Annotated in this window: 17 protein-coding genes; 6 read left to right on the top strand and 11 right to left on the bottom strand. The window is 68.3% G+C overall.

What is annotated here, in order from left to right; genetic code table 11:
- Nucleotides 1-66 precede the first annotated feature (66 nt).
- The 10 genes from dapD to AC07OA_RS03590 form a co-directional block, all read right to left on the bottom strand.
- Entirely contained in the window at nt 67-912 is an 846-nt protein-coding gene (gene dapD / locus AC07OA_RS03635) for a 2,3,4,5-tetrahydropyridine-2,6-dicarboxylate N-succinyltransferase (RefSeq protein ID WP_494662393.1), read from the bottom strand.
- A gap of 1 nt (nt 913) precedes the next feature.
- Nucleotides 914-1,573: a pyrimidine 5'-nucleotidase gene (locus AC07OA_RS03630; protein ID WP_494662392.1), complete on the bottom strand. Its 660-nt coding sequence runs from the start codon at nt 1,571-1,573 to the stop codon at nt 914-916.
- The gene (gene argB / locus AC07OA_RS03625; RefSeq protein ID WP_494662391.1) at nt 1,570-2,484 is read right to left on the bottom strand and encodes an acetylglutamate kinase; all 915 of its coding nucleotides are present in this window, start codon (nt 2,482-2,484) and stop codon (nt 1,570-1,572) included. Before argB ends, AC07OA_RS03630 begins: the two co-directional genes overlap by 4 nt.
- Before the next feature lie 73 nt (nt 2,485-2,557).
- On the bottom strand, nt 2,558-2,833 hold the full coding sequence (locus tag AC07OA_RS03620; protein WP_494662390.1) for a SemiSWEET family sugar transporter: 276 nt from the start codon (nt 2,831-2,833) through the stop codon (nt 2,558-2,560).
- A 1-nt stretch (nt 2,834) separates the two neighbouring features.
- Nucleotides 2,835-3,299 carry a response regulator gene (locus AC07OA_RS03615; RefSeq protein WP_494662389.1) on the bottom strand — a complete coding sequence of 155 codons (465 nt, stop codon included), beginning with the start codon at nt 3,297-3,299 and terminating at the stop codon, nt 2,835-2,837.
- Nucleotides 3,300-3,317: 18 nt separating this feature from the next.
- Complete coding sequence (lovK, locus tag AC07OA_RS03610) at nt 3,318-4,439, bottom strand: photosensory histidine protein kinase LovK (RefSeq protein WP_494662388.1); 1,122 nt, start codon at nt 4,437-4,439, stop codon at nt 3,318-3,320.
- A 162-nt stretch (nt 4,440-4,601) separates the two neighbouring features.
- Nucleotides 4,602-5,657 carry a sulfate ABC transporter substrate-binding protein gene (locus AC07OA_RS03605; protein ID WP_494662387.1) on the bottom strand — a complete coding sequence of 352 codons (1,056 nt, stop codon included), beginning with the start codon at nt 5,655-5,657 and terminating at the stop codon, nt 4,602-4,604.
- A 37-nt stretch (nt 5,658-5,694) separates the two neighbouring features.
- Entirely contained in the window at nt 5,695-6,759 is a 1,065-nt protein-coding gene (locus tag AC07OA_RS03600) for a sulfate ABC transporter substrate-binding protein (protein ID WP_494662386.1), read from the bottom strand.
- A gap of 11 nt (nt 6,760-6,770) precedes the next feature.
- The gene (locus AC07OA_RS03595) at nt 6,771-8,219 is read right to left on the bottom strand and encodes an OprO/OprP family phosphate-selective porin (protein WP_494662385.1); all 1,449 of its coding nucleotides are present in this window, start codon (nt 8,217-8,219) and stop codon (nt 6,771-6,773) included.
- 234 nt (nt 8,220-8,453) lie between these two features.
- On the bottom strand, nt 8,454-11,687 hold the full coding sequence (locus tag AC07OA_RS03590; RefSeq protein ID WP_494662384.1) for an autotransporter outer membrane beta-barrel domain-containing protein: 3,234 nt from the start codon (nt 11,685-11,687) through the stop codon (nt 8,454-8,456).
- Nucleotides 11,688-11,914: 227 nt separating this feature from the next.
- Here AC07OA_RS03590 and AC07OA_RS03585 point away from each other — a divergent pair, with 227 nt between their 5' ends.
- Nucleotides 11,915-13,312 carry a sensor histidine kinase gene (locus tag AC07OA_RS03585; protein WP_494662383.1) on the top strand — a complete coding sequence of 466 codons (1,398 nt, stop codon included), beginning with the start codon at nt 11,915-11,917 and terminating at the stop codon, nt 13,310-13,312.
- Here AC07OA_RS03585 and AC07OA_RS03580 read toward each other — a convergent pair.
- Complete coding sequence (locus AC07OA_RS03580) at nt 13,309-14,997, bottom strand: methyl-accepting chemotaxis protein (RefSeq protein WP_494662382.1); 1,689 nt, start codon at nt 14,995-14,997, stop codon at nt 13,309-13,311. The two genes, AC07OA_RS03585 and AC07OA_RS03580, sit on opposite strands and share 4 nt — an antisense overlap.
- Before the next feature lie 403 nt (nt 14,998-15,400).
- Here AC07OA_RS03580 and pstC point away from each other — a divergent pair, with 403 nt between their 5' ends.
- The 5 genes from pstC to phoB are packed head-to-tail and all read left to right on the top strand — an operon-like array spanning nt 15,401 to nt 20,456.
- On the top strand, nt 15,401-16,843 hold the full coding sequence (pstC, locus tag AC07OA_RS03575) for a phosphate ABC transporter permease subunit PstC (RefSeq protein WP_494662381.1): 1,443 nt from the start codon (nt 15,401-15,403) through the stop codon (nt 16,841-16,843).
- Entirely contained in the window at nt 16,836-18,137 is a 1,302-nt protein-coding gene (pstA, locus tag AC07OA_RS03570) for a phosphate ABC transporter permease PstA (protein WP_494662380.1), read from the top strand. Before pstC ends, pstA begins: the two co-directional genes overlap by 8 nt.
- Before the next feature lie 52 nt (nt 18,138-18,189).
- Nucleotides 18,190-19,038, top strand: a complete 849-nt coding sequence (pstB, locus tag AC07OA_RS03565; RefSeq protein WP_494662379.1) for a phosphate ABC transporter ATP-binding protein PstB — start codon at nt 18,190-18,192, stop codon at nt 19,036-19,038.
- A 17-nt stretch (nt 19,039-19,055) separates the two neighbouring features.
- Complete coding sequence (phoU, locus tag AC07OA_RS03560) at nt 19,056-19,745, top strand: phosphate signaling complex protein PhoU (protein WP_494662378.1); 690 nt, start codon at nt 19,056-19,058, stop codon at nt 19,743-19,745.
- 18 nt (nt 19,746-19,763) lie between these two features.
- On the top strand, nt 19,764-20,456 hold the full coding sequence (phoB, locus tag AC07OA_RS03555; RefSeq protein WP_494662377.1) for a phosphate regulon transcriptional regulator PhoB: 693 nt from the start codon (nt 19,764-19,766) through the stop codon (nt 20,454-20,456).
- Nucleotides 20,457-20,535 lie beyond the last annotated feature (79 nt).

Here is a 20,535-nt window from a genome sequence, read left to right as displayed (position 1 = left end):
CTTTCGAGTCCTCTACGAGGTTGTCGACCGCACGGTCTTTCTTTGGACCTTGGCGGTGCGAGACGTTTAGTCCCGCAGCAGGTCGTTGATCGAGGTCTTGGACCGCGTCTTGGCGTCCACGGTCTTGACGATCACGGCGCACGACAGGCTGGGGCCGCCGTTCTTGTCGGGCAGGCTGCCCGGCACCACGACGCTGTAGGGCGGCACCTTGCCGATGTGGATAGCTCCGGTGGCGCGGTCGACGATCTTGGTCGAGGCCGAGATGAACACGCCCATCGACAGGACCGAGCCCTCGCCGACGACCACGCCTTCCACCACTTCGGAACGGGCGCCGATGAAGCAGTCGTCCTCGATGATGGTCGGGTTGGCCTGCAGGGGCTCCAGCACGCCGCCGATGCCGACGCCGCCCGACAGGTGGACGCGCTTGCCGATCTGGGCGCACGAGCCGACCGTCACCCAGGTGTCGACCATGGTGCTGTCATCCACGTAAGCGCCGATGTTCACGAACGACGGCATCAGGATGACGTTCTTGCCCACATAGGCGCCGCGACGGACGATCGAGCCGGGCACGGCGCGGAAGCCGGCGGCCTCGAACTGCGGGGCGTCCCAGCCGTCGAACTTGTTGGGGACCTTGTCCCACCACGGACCCACCGCGCCGCCCATCGTCCCGGCGTGCATGACCTTGTTGGGGTTGAGGCGGAACGACAGCAGCACGGCCTTCTTCAGCCACTGGTGGGTGGTCCACTCGCCGTCGATCTTCTCCGACACACGGGCCTTGCCGGCGTCGATCAGCAGCAGGGTCTCCTCGACCGCCGTGCGCACCGGACCGGTGGTGGCGGTGGAGACGCCGTCGCGGGCCTCCCAGGCGGCTTCGATCTCGGTTTGCAGATCGGCGAGGGTGAGCTCGGTCATGTCAGGCTTCCTTCAGGCGGGCCGAGGTCAGGAACCCGGCCAGGTCGTGCGTGCGGTGATGGACGAAGTCGGCGGTCGAGGCGGCCGCGTGGGCGCCGACCAGGACGGTGGTCATGCCCAGCAGGGCGGCCGGGGCGAGGTTCTTCTCGCTGTCCTCGAAGAAGGCCGCGACCTTGGGGGCCACGCCGTGGCGGGCGGTCATCTTCTCGAAGGTGGCCATGGCCGGCTTGGGCAGATAGTCGGCGGTCTCGATCGAGAAGGTGTCCTCGAAGAGGTCGGCCAGGGCCAGCCGCTCCAGCACCCGCTCGGCGTGGCCGGTCGAGCCGTTGGTGAACACCAGGCGCCGGCCGGGCAGGCGCAGGATCGCCTCGCGCAGGGCCGCGTCGGGCGTCAGGCGGTCCATCGAGACGTCGTGCACCTCGTCCAGGAACGCCTTGGGCTCCATGCCGTGATGCATCATCAGCCCGGCCAGGGTGGTGCCGTGCTCGGTGTAATAGCGCTTCTGCAGAGCGCGCGCCTCCTCGCGGGGCAGGCCCGTGAAGCGCGTCACGAAGTCGGTCATCCGGCCCTCGATCAGGGCCATGTACTCGCACTCGGCCGGATAGAGGGTGTTGTCGAGATCGAACAGCCAGGTCTCGACGTGAGCCAGGTCGGCGGTCATTTCGAGATCAGCGTACCCGCGCCGTGCTCGCTGAACAGTTCGACCAGCATGGCGTGGGGACGGCGGCCGTCCAGGATGACCACGGCCTCGACGCCGCTCTCCACGGCGTGGATGGCGTTTTCCAGCTTGGGGATCATGCCGCCGCTGGCCACGCCGCTCTCGATCAAGCCGCGGGCCTCGGCGATGGTCATCTGGCGGATCAGCTGGCCTTCGCCGTCGAGGACGCCGGCGATGTCGGTCAGCATCAGCATCCGCTTGGCCTTCAGCGCGCCCGCCAGGGCGCCGGCCACGGTGTCGGCGTTGATGTTGAAGGTCTGGCCCTCGGTGGAGACGCCGATGGGCGCGATCACCGGGATGTAGTCGGTCTCGGACGTCAGCAGCGCCTGGATCAGGTGCGGGTCGACCTTGGTCGGTTCGCCCACGAAGCCCAGGTCCACGGCCTGCTCGATATTGCTGTCCGGATCCTTCTTGGTGCGCGTCACCTTCTCGGCGGTGATCAGGCGGGCGTCCTTGCCCGACAGGCCCACGCCGCGCACGTCGGCCTCGGCGCCGGCCTGGGTGATCCAGTTGGCGATTTCCTTGTTGATGGCGCCCGACAGCACCATCTCGGCCACTTCCATGGTGGCCTCGTCGGTGACGCGCAGCCCGTCGACGAAGGTCGACTTCACCCCGGCCTTGTCGAGCATGCGGCTGATCTGCGGGCCGCCGCCGTGCACCACCACCGGGTGGACGCCCAGCAGCTTGAGCAGCACGGTGTCGGCCGCGAACAGCTTGGCGACCTCTTCCTGGCCCATGGCGTGGCCGCCGTATTTGATGACCACCGTCTCGCGGTCGTAGATCTGGATGTAGGGCAGGGCTTCGGCCAGGGTCTTGGCGGTGGCCCAGCCCGCTTCCTCGGCGACGTCGGTCAAGGCGGCGGTCCTGTAAGGCGAAAGGCGCGCTTCGATAGCGGACGTGGGGGCGGGTGTCACGCGCCGCTTGCGCTCAATCGTCCTGGCGGCCGTAGCGCCACTTCAGCGCCAGCACCGCGCCCGACATCAGGAGGCAGGCGGTGTTGGACGCGATCACCGGCCAGGCCTTGATCATCACGCCGTAGGCGATCCAGCAGGCAAAGCCGGTGACGGTGACCAGGTAGGTCCGCAACGACACCGAAGAGGCGTCCTTCTCCTGCCAGATCTTGACGATCTGGGGCGCGAAGCTGGTGATCGACAGGAGGGCCGCGGCCGTCCCGACCACCGAAGCGATCAGCGGGACGCTCACCTCAGGCGGTGCGCGGCAGGCCGGTCAGGCCCCAGCGCTCGGCATAGGCCGGGGCCAGTTCCAGGCCGATGGGCGGCGGGCCGGGCGCGTGCTCCTCGCGCATGCAGATGGTCAGGTAGCTGATGGCGCTCTTCACGCCGTGCTCGGAATAGGGCTTGCCGATCACCCCGCAGGCCCCGGCGAAGTCGTCGGGCAGGCGCTTGACGTTGGCGGTCATGAACAGCACCACCCCGCCGCAGTCGTCGTGGATGGCGCGGGCCACCTCGACCCCGGTCGGGCCGTCCTGCAGGTGCACGTCGACCAGGGCCAGGTCCGGCTGAAGCGCGCTGGCCATGTTGACGGCCTCGTCCGAGCTCATGGCCAGGCCCACCGGATGGCAGCCGACCTCCTCGAGCAGGAACTCCAGCTCGGTGGCCAGGAGGACTTCGTCCTCGACGATCAAGACATCGAGCGGGCGCTCGTTCATCACCAGGTCCAAACCTTCTCAGTGATGAACGCCGTTGACCGGCAGATACACCACCACGCGGGTTCCGGGTTCGGCGGGCGTGGTTTCCGAGCGAGCCTTCAACTGTTGGCAAAGCAACTGCACAATGGTCAGGCCGAATCCGCCCGACGAAGCGGAATTCGCCATACCAACGCCGGTGTCGGCGATTTCGATCCGGAACGTGTCGTCGTGGCGGGTGATGCCGATGAAGATCTCGCCCGTGCGGCCGTCCATGGTCTCGGGCGGGAAGGCGTGGCGCAGGGCGTTGGAGAACAGCTCGCTGATCACCAGGGCCAGGGGGGCGGCCTTGGAGGCGGCGATGTCGATGCGCTCCAGGTCCAGCGTTACCTTGACGTCGTCGCGCCGGGCCGAGCCCATCATGTCGCCGACCAGGTCGCGCACGAAGGCCGAGACGTCGAAGCGCTCGACGTCGTCGCTCTGGAACAGGCGGCGGTGGACGGTGGCGATGGCGCTGACCCGCTCCAGCATGCCGCGCAGGCTGTTCTTGACGGCCGGATCGCTGACCCGGCGGTTCTGCAGCAGCAGCAGGGAGGAGATGAGCTGGAGGTTGTTCTTGACCCGGTGGTCGACCTCGTGGAGCAGGGCGGTCTTCTGCTGCAGGGCCTGGGTCAGGTCGGCGGTGCGGGCGGCGACGGCCGCCTCCAGCCGGTCGCGGTCGTCGGCGTGCTCGCGCTCCACCCGCTTCTTGTCGCTGACGTTCAGCTGCGAGCCGAAGAAATAGACGATCCGCCCGTCCGCGCCGCGCACCGGCGACAGATAGAGGGCGTTCCAGAAGGTCGTGCCGTCCTTGCGGTAGTTCAGGATATCGACGGCGATGTCCTCGCCCTGGGCGATGGCGCGGCGGATGGCGTCGATCTGGGCCGGATCGGTGTCGGGTCCCTGCAGGAACCGGCAGTTGCGGCCGATCACCTCGTGGCGCGCATAGCCGGTCAGGGCCAGGAAGGCGTCGTTGGCGAAGATGATCGGGTGGTCGCTCTGCTTGGCGTCGGTGACGATCATCGCCATGCGGGTGGCGCGGATCGCGGCGGCGAAAGGGTCGCCGGCGCCGTGCTCGGCGGCCAGCTGGTCCGCCGCCCGTTCCGACTGCGAGATGTCCGTCATCTGAGAAACCGCCCGACCCTGTTGGTATGCCCCGTTTCCCAACGCCGCTTGGGGAGTCGGGTTCCAGACATTGACCCGAAATGCGGAACGGCGGGAACCCCGGATGAGGTTCCCGCCGCCTGGTCCTTAAGCTCTGGTTTGGGCCGGTAGCCGGCTACAGGGCTACTTGGGCTGGTAGATCTTGTCGAAGACGCCGCCGTCGGCGAAGTGCGTGGCCTGGGCCTTCTTCCAGCCGCCGAAGGTGTCGTCGATGGTGACCAGCGGGATCGATTTGTACTTGCTGGCGTACTTGGCCGCGGCCGCGGCGTTGCGCGGGCGGTAGTAGTTCTTGCCGATCAGGTCCTGGGCGATGGGGCTGTAGAGGAAGTTCAGATAGCCCTCGGCCACGGTGCGGGTCTTGTGGCGGTCGACGTTCTTGTCGACCAGGGCCACCGGCGGCTCGGCCAGGATCGACAGCGACGGATAGACGATGTCGAACTTGCCCGGCAGCTCGTCCTGGGCGAGGTAGGCTTCGTTCTCCCAGGCCAGCAGCACGTCGCCCAGGCCCCGCTGGGTGAAGCTGGTGGTGGCGCCGCGCGCGCCGGTGTCCAGCACCGGCACGTGCTTGAACAGCTCGGTCACATAGGCCTGCGCCTTGGCGGGGTTGCCGCCGGGCTGCTTCAGGGCCCAGGCCCAGGCGGCCAGGTAGTTCCAGCGCGCCCCGCCCGAGGTCTTGGGGTTGGGGGTGATCACGTCGATGCCCGGCTTGATCAGGTCGCCCCAGTCCTTGATCTTCCACGGGTTGCCCTTGCGGACCAGGAACACGATGGTCGAGGTGTAGGGCGTGGAGTTGTTGGGCAGGCGCGACTGCCAGTTGGCCGGCAGCAGCTTGGCCTTGGCGGCGATCTCGTCGATGTCGTAGGCCAGCGCCAGGGTGACCACGTCGGCCTGCAGGCCGTCGATCACCGAGCGGGCCTGCTTGCCCGAACCGCCGTGCGACTGGTTGATGGTCAGGTCCTGGCCGACCTTTTCCTTCCAGTACTTGGCGTAGGCGGCGTTGATGTCCTTGTAGAGCTCGCGGGTCGGGTCGTAGCTGACGTTCAGCAGGGTGACGGGCTTGACGCCCTGGGCCTGGGCCGAACCGGCGGCGAAGGCGGCGGGAACGGCCAAGGCCGCGCCGGCGGCGCCGGCCGTGCCCAGCAGGCCGCGGCGCGTGGGGGTCTTGAGGTCTTGGGTCATGGCGATGTCGCTCACGTGAAGAGGTGGGTCTCGGGGCCTAAACGCCCGGCTTGTAGATCTGGTCGAACACGCCGCCGTCGACGAAATGCCGGGCCTGGGCCTTGGCCCAGCCGCCGAACTGCTCGTCGATGGTGACCAGCGGAATCTTCGGGAACTTCGAGGCGTACTTGGCGGCCGCGGCGGGATTGCGCGGGCGGTAGTTGTTCTTGCCGATCAGGTCCTGGGCCAGGGGGCTGTAGAGGAAGTTCAGATAGCCCTCGGCGACGGTGCGGGTCTTGTGGCGGTCGACGTTCTTGTCGACCACGGCCACGGACGGCTCGGCCAGGATCGACATCGACGGATAGACGATCTCGAACTTGTCGGCGCCGAACTCCTGGCGGGCCAGGTGGGCCTCGTTCTCCCAGGTCAGCAGCACGTCGCCGATGCCCCGCTGGACGAAGGTGGTCAGCGAGCCGCGCGCGCCGGTGTCCAGCACGGGCACCTGCGAATAGAGCTGCTTGACGTAGGCCTGGGCCTTGGCGTCGTTGCCGCCGGGCTGCTTCAGGGCCCAGGCCCAGGCTGCCAGATAGGCCCAGCGCGGCGCGCCGCCGGTCTTGGGATTGGGGGTGATGATGTCGACGCCCGGCTTCACCAGGTCGCCCCAGTCGCGGATCTTCCACGGGTTGCCCTTGCGGACCAGGAAGATGATCGTCGAGGTGTAGGGTGCGGAATTGTCGGGCAGGCGCGACTGCCAGTTCTTGGCGATCAGGCCGCGCTTGGCGATCTCGTCGATGTCGTTGGACAGGGCCAGGGTGACGACGTCGGCCTGCAGGCCGTCGATCACCGAGCGGGCCTGCTTGCCCGAACCGCCGTGGCTCTGGTTGATCACCAGGTCCTGGCCGACCTTGTCCTTCCAGTACTTGGCGTAGGCGGCGTTGATGTCCTTGTAGAGCTCGCGCGTCGGGTCGTAGCTGACGTTGAGCAGGGTGAGCGGCTTGGCGCCGGCGGCTTGCGCCGCCCCGCCCAGGTTCGTGGCCAGGCCCAGACCCGCCACCCCGGCTCCCGCCGCGACGAGCGCGCGGCGGGAGGGGGCGAGGATCCCAGCTTCGGGAAGCTTGGTCATCGCGCTTTGCCTTAGAACGCGTACTGGCTGCGCACGGTGACGACCTGGTAGTCCTGGCCGGCCTGCAGGCCGGCGCTGTCGAGGCGGTCGACGTTCACGTCCAGATAGTCGATGGCGAACTTGGTCACCGGGTTGGGGAACCAGTTCAGGCCCACCGAGACGATCTTCTGGTCGCCGCCGCGCACGCGGTCGGCGGCCAGGGTGGCGCGCTCATGATAGTTGAGGTCGGCGATCGAGTAGCGCGCGGCCAGTTCCCAGGCGCCCCACTGGCCCTTCTTCGGGTCGAACGGCTTGTCGACGGCCGGGGCGTCGAAGGCGAAGTTGTTGACGTTGTACTTGCGGGCTTCGCCGGTCAGCACCCACGAGCCTTCCACGTACCAGGCCTTGAACTTCGGATCGGTGACGCCGGCGGCGGCGTTGCGGCGGTCCACCTGGATGTCGAAATATTCGGCCTCGATGAAGAAGTTCTTCTTCTGGGCGGCCAGTTCGAAGCCGTAGTGGCTGGCGCCGGTCGAGTCGATGGCGCCCGACGAGATCAGCTGGGTGCCGTCGACGCGCAGTTCCGGACGGTCGGTGACGGTGACGCTGTAGGGACCGCCGACCGTGGCCTGGGCCGGGGTGGCGATCTTGCTGGCGTTGACGCCGATGTGGGTCAGCCAGTCATAGCCCTTGAACGGGATGAACACCGCGCGGCCCAGATAGCCCAGCTGCTCGTCGGTGGTGGCCGCGTCGCCGGTCTTGGCGCCGGTGACGGCGCCCGAGATCAGGTAGCGTTCGCCGAGCGTCTGGGCCTGGAGGGCGATGCGCTTGTCGGCGCCGGCCAGGCCGCGGGCCAGTTCCGAGCCCGAGGGGCGTTCGGAGAACAGCGAGCCGTTGGTCGAGGCCACGTCGGCCAGGCCGACGTTCGGGGCGAAGGCGCCGACCTTCACCTTGAAGGGGGCGTAGTTGTACTGCAGCCAGGCTTCCTGCAGCGTGCCCGCGCCGTCGGTGCCGGCGCCGCCGAACTCGAGCAGGATGTTGTAGTCGAAGTTCTTGAACAGCTTGCCGTCGACGCCCAGGCGGGCGCGGCGGATGTTGGTGCCGCTGTTGAGGTCGCGGCCCGTGACCACCGAGGCCGGCAAGGGCTTGTCCTGATAGTACTGGGCGGCGTCCAGCTGCAGCACGGCGTGGATGTTGGCGCTGAAGGCGCCGTCGCCCGAGGCGATCACCGGCTTGCCGCCGGCGATGCTGACATTGGTCTGGGCCTGGACGGCGCGAACGTCCTTGAGGCTGGCGGCCGTGGCGGCCTTCAGGTCGGCGATCTGGCTGGACAGGGCTTCCAACTGGGCCTCCAGCGCCTCGATGCGAGCCTGTTGCTGCTCGGGCGTGGCGGTCTGGGCGTGGGCGGCGCCGGTCATGGCCAGGAGCGAGGCCCCGGCGATCAGGGCCGTGCGCAGGACGGTGTGGTGGGTCTTGGTCATGGTCTTCCCCTCTCGACGCCTTGCTGGCGCCGCGTTGACTGGGACAAAAGACGATTATTCCTACGTGTTAAATAGAGATAAGGGCGCGGGCCTGTGAGTTTTCCTTCAGGCTCCGCTTCGTCTCTCGGATAAGCTACTGGATTCCCAAACGAAAAAGGCCCGCGCCGAAGCGCGGGCCTTGTCGATCAGTGTTCGCTCAGAACGCGGACGAAGTCCAGAGGTCCCTTAGGGGGCCTAGAACATCGCCCGGCCGGTGAGCTTCAGATTGTAGCGCTTCTGCTTCTTAGCGGCCTCGGCGCCGCCTTCCAAGGCCAGGTACGACATCGGCGTGCCGGCGCGGAAGGCGAAGCCCAGGGTCACCGCCCCGTCCTTGTCGTTGGCCGCCTTCTGGTTGACGATCGGAGCGCCGCCGTAGGCGTAGCTGTAGCGGGTGTCGCCGAGGCTGCCGGCCAGGGCCTTGCGGTAGCCGACGCGCACTTCGGGACGCCACCACAGGTCGCGGCCGAAGTCGGCGCCGAACGCCACGCCCACGTCGCCGGTCAGGCTGCTGGACTTGCGCCGCATGCGGTTCTGGTCGAAGCCCTCGCCGCCGCCGGTTTCCTTCCGCGCGCCTTCGTTCAGGTACAGATAGTCGACGCGCGCCTCGGGACGGGTGAAGAAGCGGCCGAACTTGGCCTCGTAGGCCGTGCCCGCGAAGGCGTTGAAGGTATAGCCGGTCCAGTCGGCGGTGTTGTGGCGCTCGACGTCGACCTTGCCGTCGCCGTTCTGGTCGCCGGAGCTGAACGTGCGCTCGCCGGTGTACCAGCCCATGCCGCCGCCGCCGCCGGCGTTGAAGCGCCAGCCGCCGATCGAACGACGCCAGTAGGTTCCCAGCTGGACGAAGTTGCCGGTGGTCTGCTCGCCCACCTTGGCGGCGATGTCGTGTTCCTCGATGCTGACATAGGCCAGGGTCAGGCCCAGGGCCCCGCCGGCGTCGCCCATCGCTTCGTAGCCGCCGACGAAGCCGAAGGCCTGGGTGTCCGACCCCATGGTGCCGTCGGTGTCGCGACGGACCAGGGTGTTGATCTCCTGGATCCACACGCTGTCGGGCCCGTAGCGGTCGCCCGGATCGGGACGGTAGGCCGTGGCCGCCGAGATCGCCTGGTTGGCGTTCTGCAGGGCCGAGAAGAAGCCTTCGCCCTGGTCCGGCAGCATCTGGTCGTACAGGCCCAGGAAGCCGTCCTTGGTGCTCTGGTTCAGGAACGCCTTGGCGATGTCGTCGTCCTTGCTCAGGGCGGCGAAGGTGGCGTCGTAGGCCGAGGACTGGGCCGAGTTCATGCCGATCTCGGTGGAGGTGCGGCGGCGCACGTCCAGATAGACGTTGTTGGTGTCGGTCCGGCTGCTGGCGACGTAGAGGTAGGGCGTGCCGCCCAGCAGGTCCTGGTTGATCGTGCCGACGTTCAGCGAGCCGCCGGTGATGACGGTGTAGCTGGTCGGGGCGGTCAGCAGGCTGGTCAGGCGCAGGCCCAGCTGGGCGCCCGAGGCGATGTTGACCGGGCCGGAGACCACCAGGTGGGTGTTGGCCCCGGCGCCGCCGTTGGCGCTGGGATCGGCGGTGAACACCAGCTTGGCGTCCGCGCCCAGGGTCAGGCTGGTGGCGTTGATGGTCTCGGCGTTGGTCAGGCCCAGCGAGCCCTTGCCGACATTGATGGCCAGCTGGCCGTCCGAATCGCGCAGCGCGCCCAGGACCGAGCCGCCGCCGCTGATGTTCAGGGCGTCGGCGCCGGCGCCGAACGCGATGTCGCCGATCACCAGGCCGTTCTGGACGTTGAAGGTGTCGGCGCCCGAGCCGAAGTTGATCGCGCCGACGATCGCCGGCTCGTCGGCGTCGTCGACCCCGTCGCCGTCGGCGTCCGCGTCGGCCACGCCGTCCTTGCCGTCGTCGCCGTCGTTGACGCCGTTCTGGGTCAGGGTGACGCCGGTGGTGTTCTTGCTGACGTCGATGGCGATCGCCTTGCCGGTGATCGTCTCGTTGGTGGGATCGACGTCGGTGTCGTCGGTGTCCAGCGCGTCGTCGGTGGCCGTGATCGAGGCGGTGATCTTGCCGGTGTTCTCGATGCTGGTCAGGGTGCCCGAATTGTCGATCACGCCGTAGGCGTTGCCCTTCTCGCCGCCCAGAACGGCCGAGATCGCTCCGGCGTTCTTCAGGCTGGTCATGCTGGCGCCCTGGTCGATGGCCACGGCGCGGGCGTCGAACTGGCCCTCGGAAATGCTGTAGCTGGCGATCGCGCCCCGGTTCCATAGGGTGGGGGCGGTGGTTCCGGACTTGAGCAGGACGCCGGTCGAGTTGGCCTCGTAGGCGGTGGAGGTGATCGCCGCGTCGATACGCGCGCCGTTGGTGATGGTGGTGGTCTGGCCGGTATTGCCGCCCAGCTGGATGGCGGTGGCAGAAATGCCGTCATAGAGGCCGTTGGCGGCGACGCTGCCCTTGGCGATCAGGCCATAGGCGTTGTCGCCCGTGCCCACCGCGCCGATGGTCACCGCGTGGGTGTCCGAGCCGATCAGCAGGGCCGGGGCGGCGCCGTAGGTGGTCAGGGACGAGCTGCCCTCGCTGGCGTCGGGGACGCCGTCGTTGTCTTCGTCGGTCTTGGTGGTGTCGGTGTCGGCGGGCGGGATGTCCAGCAGCACGCCGCCGGCGATGTTGCCGGTCACGCGGACGGCCGAGCCGCCCTGCAGCAGGTCGTCGGCGTCCAGGACGTCGCGCAGTTCCTTGGTCGACGGGCGGCTGGTGTAGCGGTAGCCGGTCGAGGTGACCGAACCCTGCACCACGAAGGCGCCGCTCATGTCGCCGTCGATCGCCACGCCGGTGGCGTTCAGGCCCGTCACGGCGACGCCGCCGTTGATCTGCACCTTGCCGTTCACCGGCGCGGCCACATGGACGCCGTAGGCGTTGTCGCCGATGACGCTGATCGAGCCGCCGGTGGTCAGATTGCCCAGCAGGCCCGATTCCAGCGAGATGCCGGCTGAGTTGTTGCCTTCGACCGTGATCGAGCCGGAGCTCATGATGATGTCGCCGGTGAAGTTGCCGGCGCCGGTCAGGCGGATGCCGTAGCGGTTGGAGCCCTTGGCGAAGGGACCGTCCAGGTCGCCGTCCGGCTTGGCCGCGCCCGACGAATCCTTGTCGTCGTCGGTGGGGGTGTAGTCCTCGGTCAGGCTGATCGTGCCGGTGTTGGTCACCGTGCCGGTCTGGCCGGCCTGGATCAGGATGCCGGTCGAGTTGTCGACCCCCACCGTGCTCAGGGCGCCGGCGTTGGTGACCTTGTTGTTGCTGTTGAGCGTGACCAGCGGCCCGGCCGTTGTCAGGGTGATCGAGCCGGCGGTGTCGATCTTCACGTCGTCGGCCGTGTTGGTCGACGTCGCGGTCGCCGTGGCGATCGGGCTCGTACGAGCCGTATTGACGACGGTTTCAGCATAAGCGCCGAACGCCATGGCGAGGAGAGGAGCGGTTGCGACTGTCGCGACCAGGACCTTGCGCTGCATTACGAACGACACCTTAGAGATAAACCCAGACCCCAGATTGCGGCACGTTGCGGCGAAATTGCGGTGCTTTCCGCCATCGTCGTGCTTCCGAGCGTTTGACGGTCTATCGCAAGCGTTCACAGGGCGCCATATCTGGTTCGACGAATCCCTCCCTTCCCTGAAATCGAGTCCACCGCATGCCGATGGCTTCGCCTTCCTCGCCCGCCCGTTCCGACGGGCCCGCCGGCACGCCCCTGGGCGTGTGGGGCGCGGTATTGGCGGGGCCCGCGGCCCTTCTGGCGCTGGCGGCGGCGGGCGGGGCCAACACCACGGCGGCCGTGCCCCTGGCCCTGGTCAGCGGCGGGGCGGCCTATGTCCTGGCCCGCCGGACCCTGCGCCGGCCCGCCGATCCGGGCGCACCGCTCCCGGCCCCGGCCGTGGTCGACCAGCCGCCGCCTTTCGGCCTGATTCTCGAAACACTGCCCGATCCGCTGATGGTCATCGCCGCCGAGGAGGCCGACGACCTGACCGGTCGGCGATTCGTGTTCGCCAACGCCGCGGCGCGCGACCTGTTCAAGCTGGCGCCGCGCGGCGGCCTGCTGGTCTCGGCCATGCGCAGCCCCCAGGTGCTGGAGGCGGTGGACGAAAGCCTGTTCGGCGGCGTGCGGCGCTCGGTCGACTATGTGGGCGGCGGGACCCAGGCCCGCGAATGGGTGGCGCACTGCGCGCCGCTGGGTGTCGACGAGCGCGGCTCGCGCCTGGCCCTGCTGGTGCTCAGCGACGAGACCGACGCCCGCCGCAGCGAGCGCACCCGCGCCGACTTCCTGGCCAACGCCAGCCACGAGCTGCGCACGCCCCTGGCTTCGCTGTCGGGCTTCATCGAGACCCTGCGCGGCCACGCCAAGGACGACGTCGGGGCCCGCGACCGGTTCCTGGGCATCATGCAGGCCCAGGCCGAGCGGATGGCCCGGCTGATCGACGACCTGATGAGTTTGTCGCGGATCGAGCTGAACGAGCACATCGCCCCGCTGGGCCAGGTGGACCTGGCCATGGCCACGGTCGACGTGCTGGACGCCCTGGCCCCCCAGGCCAAGGACAAGGCGGTGAGCTTCGACCCCATCCTGCCGCCGCGCGGCGCGGCCGTGGTCGAGGGCGACCGCGACCAGATCGTCCAGGTGATCCAGAACCTGGTCGACAACGCCATCAAATACACCCCGCGCGACGGGGTGGTGCGGATCGAGGTCTTCTCGGGCCTGACCGCCGACATGGCCGTCGCCCCGCGCGACCCGGCCGCCGCGCGCATGTCGCTGCTGACCCCCGACCACGCGGTGGAGGAGCGCTACGCCTCGTTCCGGGTCAGCGACAAGGGGCCGGGCATGGCCCGCGAGCACCTGCCGCGCCTGACCGAGCGCTTCTACCGCGTCGAGGGCCAGAAGAGCGGCGAGCGCTCGGGCACGGGCCTGGGCCTGGCCATCGTCAAGCACATCGTGAACCGCCACCGGGGCGGCATGACGGTCGAGAGCGTCCAGGGCGAGGGCGCGACCTTCGGGGTCTATCTGCCGATGGCCAAGGGCGGCGCTGAAGCCGCGGCCTAGCCTGCCATTCGGGCGCGGTGGTCGGCGGCCATGTCGACGCGGGCGCTGGTGACGAAACGGGCCACCAGGCGGGTCAGTTCGGCGGCCTCGGTCTGCAGGTTGCTGGACGCGGCGTTGGCCTCTTCCACCATGGCCGCGTTGCGCTGGGTGACCTGATCCATCCGGTTGACGGCGGTGTTGACCTCGCTGATGCCCTGGGCCTGCTCGCGCGAGGACTGGGCGATCTCGGAGATCAGGCCGTCGATCTGGCCCACCTTCTCGACGATGGCGGCCAGGGCCGTCCCGGTTTCGCCGACCAGCTGGACGCCGCGCGACACCTGAGAGGTGCTGTTGGCGATCAGGATCTTGATCTCGCGGGCCGCCTCGGCCGAGCGCTGGGCCAGGGCCCGGACCTCGGAGGCCACGACCGCGAAGCCGCGACCCGCGTCGCCGGCTCGCGCCGCCTCGACCCCGGCGTTCAGGGCCAGGAGGTTGGTCTGGAAGGCGATTTCGTCGATCACCCCGATGATGCTGGTGATCTTGGTCGAGCTGGCCTCGATCTCGCCCATGGCCGCGACGGCGTCGCTGACGATCTCGCCCGAACGCGCCGCGTCGCCGCGGGCGGCGGTGGCGGTCTTGGACACCTGGCGCGCGCCCTCGGCGCTGCGGTTCACCGTGGCGGTGATCTGGTCCAGGGCCGCGGCGGTTTCCTCCAGGCTGGCGGCCTGCTGTTCGGTGCGGCGCGACAGGTCGTCGGAGGCGACCGAGATCTCGTGGGCCCCGGCCCCGACGCCCTGGGTGGCGTGGGCGACCACGCCCATGGCTTCGTCCAGGGCGGTCATGGCGGTGTTGAAGTCGTTGCGGACCTTGTCGAACTGCACGTCGACGCGGGTGTCGATGCGATAGGTCAGGTCGTTGTTGGCCAGGCGCTCCAGGCCCGTGGCGATCTCCTTGACCGCGTGGACGCGGCCCGTGACCACGGTGGCGAACTTCACGACCTTGGCGATGCGCCGCCGGTGGTCGAAGATCGGATTGTAGGAGGCCTGGATCCAGACCTCGCGGCCGCCCTTGCCCAGGCGCCTGAACTCGTCGGCGAAGAACTGGCCCGCGTTCAGCTTGCGCCAGAAGTCGGCATAGTCGGGTGATGCCGCGTAGGACGGCTCGACGAACATCCGGTGGTGCTTGCCCTGGATCTCGGTCAGCGAATAGCCCAGCGCCTCCAGGAAGTTCTCGTTGGCGGTCAGGATCTGGCCGTCCGGCGTGAACTCGATCACGGCCTGGGCGCGGCTGAGGGCCTCCATCTTGCCGGCCTGTTCGGCGGCGCGGCGCTTTTGCTCGGTGATGACCGTGGCGATCTTGACGATCCGCACCACCTTGCCCCGGGCGTTGCGGATGGGGTTGTAGGACGCCTGGATCCAGACCTCGACGCCGCCCTTGGCCAGGCGCAGATACTCCTTGGCGTCGAACTCGCCCCGGCCCAGTTTCTTCCAGAAATTGGCGTAGTCCGGGCTGGCGGCGTAGTCGGGATCCACGAACAGGCTGTGATGGCGCCCGACGATCTCGTCCGGCGCGTAGTTCATGGCCGCGCAGAAATTGGCGTTGGCCGCCAGGATCTTGCCGGTGGGATCGAACTCGATGGTCGCCAGGGACCGATCCAGGGCGCTCAGGGTCTCGACCGCGCGGACGCGCGCACGCTTGAACATCATGACCGGCGTCGCTCCTTGGATGCGCGGCTCTACTAAAATCCCGGACATGTGGGCGGGTGGCTGGTCAACAAGTCCTGAAGGCGGCCTGCTCCAGAATGTCGCGCACGCGACTCCGCCAGGGCGGACTCGTCCTGGGCGAAAGTGGTAAGTCTCCGGAAAGACGCGGTTATCTGGCGGTCTTGACGGAACGGCGCGGCCCGTCGAAACCTATGCGACATATCGCCCGCCGAGGCTGGGCGAGCCGGGGCCGCGTCGCCGGCCGGCATGCTCCCGGGCTCTGTCGTAAAACTGTCGTCAAACCGTCGCATAAGGTCAGCGCCCGCACGGCATAGATCGGCGCGGGCGGTACGGCGCGTCGTGCGCCGCCATCGCATCCCCTTTCGCGCAAGGCCCCGCCTCACGCATGCTGACCTGGCTCTCGCTCCTCTTCCTCGCCCTGTTTTCCGGCGCGGCGTTCATGGCCGGCCGAGGCCGCGCGCTGAAGTCATCCGGTGGCTCCACGGCCAAGCTCCACTCGCTGCCGAACTATTACGGCATGTACGCCGCCCTCTGGGCCGGCGCCCCGGCGGCCCTGCTGCTGCTGCTGGGCGCGGCCTTCGGCGGCCGGGTCGAGGACGCCATGCTGCAGGCCCAGCGCCCGGCGGCGGTCCAGGCCCTGACCCCCGACCGCCAGGCGGTGTTCTTCAGCGACGCCAGCGCCATCGCCGCCGGCGTCGCGCCCAGCGAGGTGACCTACGAAGGTCCGCTGAAGGCCGCTCTCGACGCCAAGGTGGTCGACGCCAAGCGCATCAACGGGATCGTGAGCTATTCCATCCTGGGCCTGGCCGGCCTGCTGGCCCTGGCCGGCTTCCTGCTGGCCACGCCCCGGATCAACACCGAGTTCCGCGCCCGCAACCGCGTGGAAGGCTGGATCAGCGGCCTGCTGGTGGCCTGCTCGGTCGCCGCCGTGCTCACCACGCTCGGCATCGTGATGTCGCTGATCTACGAGAGCTGGCGCTTCTTCGAGAGCGTCAATCCGCTCAGCTTCCTGTTCGGCACCGAATGGGCGCCGCAGATCGCCATGCGCGCCGACCAGGTGGCCTCCTCGGGCGCTTTCGGGGCCGTGCCGCTGTTCGCCGGCACCTTCCTTGTGATGATGATCGCCATGCTGGTGGCCGCGCCAGTCGGCCTCTACTCGGCCATCTACCTGTCGGAATACGCCGGCCGCGGCGTACGCGGCGCGGTCAAGCCGCTGCTTGAAATCCTGGCCGGCGTGCCCACCGTGGTCTACGGCTTCTTCGCCGCCCTGACCGTGGGCCCGCTGTTCCGCGCCTTCTTCAACGCCATCGGCGCGAACCTGGCCGGCGGCCCGATGGACGGCCTGGCCCAGTACCTGATGCAGGTCCAGAACCAGATGGCCCTGGTGGCCGGGGTGGTGATGGGCATCATGCTGATCCCCTTCGTCTCCTCGCTGTCGGACGACATCATCAACTCGGTGCCCCAGAGCTTGCGCGACGGCAGCTACGCCATGGGCGCGACCAAGTCCGAGACCGTCAAGAAGGTGGTCCTGCCCGCCGCCCTGCCGGGCATCATGGCCGCCATGCTGCTGGCCGTGTCCCGCGCCGTGGGCGAGACCATGATCGTCACCATGGCCGCCGGCCTGCAGGCCAAGCTGACCGCCAACCCGCTGGACACCGTCACCACCGTGACCGTCCAGATCGTCACCCTGCTGACGGGCGACCAGGAGTTCGACAGCCCCAAGACCCTGTCGGCCTTCGGCCTGGGCCTGACCCTCTTCGTGGTCACCCTCGGCCTCAACATCATCGCCCTGCGCATCGTCCAGAAGTATCGGGAACAATATGACTGACGCCGCCATCTCCCCCGGCGCGCCGGCCGCCCGTCCGGCCCTGTCGGCCAGCGAGGCCCTGCTCAAGAAGCGCCACCGCGCCGAGAAGGTCTTCCGCGCCCAGGGCGTCGCGGCGATCGTCATCGCCATGATCTTCCTGGTGGTGCTGGTCGGCCGGATCGTCGTCCAGGGCTACTCGACCTTCGAGACCCACACCCTGACGGTGCCGGTCTATCTGAACCCCGAGCGCATCGACACGACGGCGCTGGAAGGGGTCAACTACGACTACATCGTCGCCGAGGCGATGATGAAGAAGCTGGGCGTCCAGGACGACGACCTGGGCACGACGTCGGGCAAGATCATGGATCTGACCTCGCGCGACTTCGGCAACCAGCTGCTGCAGATGATCAAGAAGGACCCGACGCTGATCGGCAAGACGGTCAACGTCACCGGTTCGGTCAAGGCCGACGCCGACCTCTACTACAAGGGCGAGATCAAGCGCTCGACCGCCGAGGAAGACCGCAAGCTGGACAACCAGCAGCTGGACTGGCTGGACCGCCTGCAGAAGGACGGCACCGTCAAGGCCGGCTTCAACACCCAGTTCTTCACCAACTCCGACTCCACCGAGCCCGAACAGGCCGGCGTCTGGGGCGCGGTGATCGGCTCGGCCATGATGCTGTTCATCACCGCGGTGATCGCCATCCCGGTGGGCGTGCTGGCCGCGGTCTATCTGGAAGAGTTCGCCCCGAAGAACCGCTGGACCGACATCATCGAGGTCAACATCAACAACCTGGCGGCCGTGCCGTCGATCGTCTACGGCCTGCTGGGCCTGGCCCTGTTCATCAACTGGCTGCACGTGCCGCGCGGCTCGCCGCTGGTGGGCGGCCTGGTGCTGGCCCTGATGGCCCTGCCGACCGTGATCATCGCCACCCGCAGCTCGCTGAAGGCCGTGCCGCCCTCGATCCGCGAAGCGGCCCTGGGCGTCGGCGCCTCCAAGGCCCAGACCGTCTTCCACCACGTGCTGCCGCTGGCCATGCCCGGCGTGATGACCGGCGCCATCCTGTCGCTGGCCCACGCCCTGGGCGAGACCGCGCCGCTCCTGATGATCGGCATGGTCGCCTTCGTGCCGGGCGCGCCGGAAAGCTTCACCAGCTCCGCCACCGTCCTGCCCGTCCAGGTGTTCATCTGGGAGAACGCTTCGGAGCGGGCCTTCCACGAACGCACCGCCGCGGCCATCATCGTGCTGCTGGTCTTCATGATCGTCATGAACGCCGCCGCCGTGATCCTGCGTCGCCGCTTCGAACGCCGGTGGTAGACCGATGCGCTTCCTGAACCCTCTCGCTTCCTCCCTTTCGCTGGGACACGCCATGCCGACCGAAAACCGCGACGACACCATCGCCGCTCACGCTCCGGCCCTCGCGGCCGCCATCCCGCCCGGCCATGGCCACGCCACGACCAGCGAGTTCAAGATCCGGGCCCGCGACGTCAACGTCTTCTACGGCGAGAAGCAGGCCCTGTTCGACGTGGGCCTGGACATCCCGGCCAAGTCGGTCACCGCCTTCATCGGCCCGTCGGGCTGCGGCAAGTCGACCTTCCTGCGCTGCATCAACCGCATGAACGACACGATCCCGTCGGCCAAGGTGACCGGCTCGATCGAGATCGACGGCAATGACGTCAACGCCAAGACCGTCGATCCGGTGGTGCTGCGCTCGCGCGTGGGCATGGTGTTCCAGAAGCCCAACCCCTTCCCGAAGACCATCTTCGAGAACGTCGCCTACGGTCCGAAAATCCACGGCCTGGCCACCGGCAAGGCCGAGCTGGAAGCCATCGTCGAGAGCAGCCTGAAGAAGGCCGGTCTCTGGAACGAGGTCTCCGACCGCCTGCACCAGCCCGGCACCGGCCTCTCGGGCGGTCAGCAGCAGCGCCTGGTCATCGCCCGCGCCATCGCCGTCTCGCCCGAGGTGATCCTGATGGACGAGCCCTGCTCGGCCCTGGACCCGATCGCCACGGCCAAGATCGAGGAACTGATCGACGAGCTGCGCAGCCAGTTCTGCATCGTCATCGTCACCCACTCGATGGCCCAGGCCGCCCGCGTGTCGCAGAAGACCGCCTTCTTCCACCTGGGCAAGCTGGTCGAAAGCGGTCCGACCGAGGAGATGTTCACCAATCCTCGCGACACCCGCACCCAAGACTACATCACCGGCCGCTTCGGCTAACCGGTAAGGACCTCGACATGACCGAACATACCGTCAAGTCCTATGGCGAAGAGCTGAACCACCTCACGGCCGAGGTCACCCGCATGGGCGGCCTGGCCGAGGCCCAGGTGGCCGACGCCATCGACTGCATCGCCCGCCGCGACGCGCCGCTGGCCCAGCAGGTCGTGGCCCGCGACGAGCGCCTGGACGCCCTGCAGGGCGAGATCGAGCGCAAGGCCTTCAAGCTGATCGCCCTGCGCCAGCCGATGGCCGTGGACCTGCGCCACGCCGTGGCCGCCCTGAAGATCTCGATGAGCCTGGAACGCTGCGGCGACATGGCCAAGAACATCGGCAAGCGCGCCCTGATCCTGACCGAAGCCGACCCGATGAGCGCCCTGACCCGCTCGATCGAGCGCATGGGCCGTCTGGTCCAGGGCCGCCTGAAGGACGTGCTGGACGCCTACACCACCTCCGACCTCCAGCGCGCCATCGGCGTGTGGGGCCGCGACGAGGAAGTGGACGAGCACTACAACGCCATCTTCCGCGAACTGCTGACCTACATGATGGGCGACCCCCGGACGATCAATCCGTGCGCCCACCTGCTGTTCGTGGCCAAGAATCTCGAGCGCATCGGCGACCACGCCACCAACATCGCCGAGATCATCCATTTCGAGCTGACCGGCGAGGAGATCATCTCCCAGCGGCCCAAGCTCGAGCTGTCCAAGTAAGATAGAGGGCCGGCTGAAGTGACTCCGTACGTTCTGGTGGTCGAAGACGAAGACGCCCTGGCCACCCTGCTGCACTACAACCTCGACAAGGAAGGCTACGTCGTCGGCGTGGCCGGCGACGGCGAGGAAGCCCTGACCATGGCTTCCGAACGCGCTCCCGACCTCGTCATCCTCGACTGGATGCTTCCCAAGGTGTCCGGCATCGAGGTCTGCCGCCGCCTGCGCGGCCGCTCCGAAACCCGCAACGTGCCGATCATCATGCTGACGGCGCGCGGCGAGGAGAGCGACCGCATCCGGGGCCTGGACACCGGCGCCGACGATTACGTGGTCAAGCCGTTCTCGATGATCGAGCTGACCGCCCGCGTCCGCGCCGTCCTGCGCCGCATCCGCCCGGGCCTGGCCGACGACCGCATCACGGTCGGCGACATCGTCATCGACCGGGTGGCCCACCGCGTGAAGCGCCAGGGCAAGGAAGTGCACCTGGGCCCGACCGAATTCCGCCTGCTCGACTACCTGATGCAGCACCCGGGCCGGGTGTTCAGCCGCGAACAGCTGCTGGACGCCGTCTGGGGCTCGGACGTCTATGTCGAGGCCCGCACCGTGGACGTCCACATCGGCCGCCTGCGCAAGGCGCTGAACGGTGACGCCGACGGGGATCCGATCCGCACGGTACGTTCGGCGGGGTACTCGCTGGATCTCGACGCGGCTTAAGCGGCGCGGTCAGTTTGCATTGTGCGACAGCCCCGGCCGAGAGGTCGGGGCTGTTGGCGTTTTGGGGCTTACTTCCGCT

The organism is Caulobacter sp. GW821-FHT09B08 (assembly GCF_059418225.1).
The sequence above is the reverse complement of the archived record's forward strand: the minus strand, read 5'-3'. Positions and strand labels throughout refer to the sequence as shown.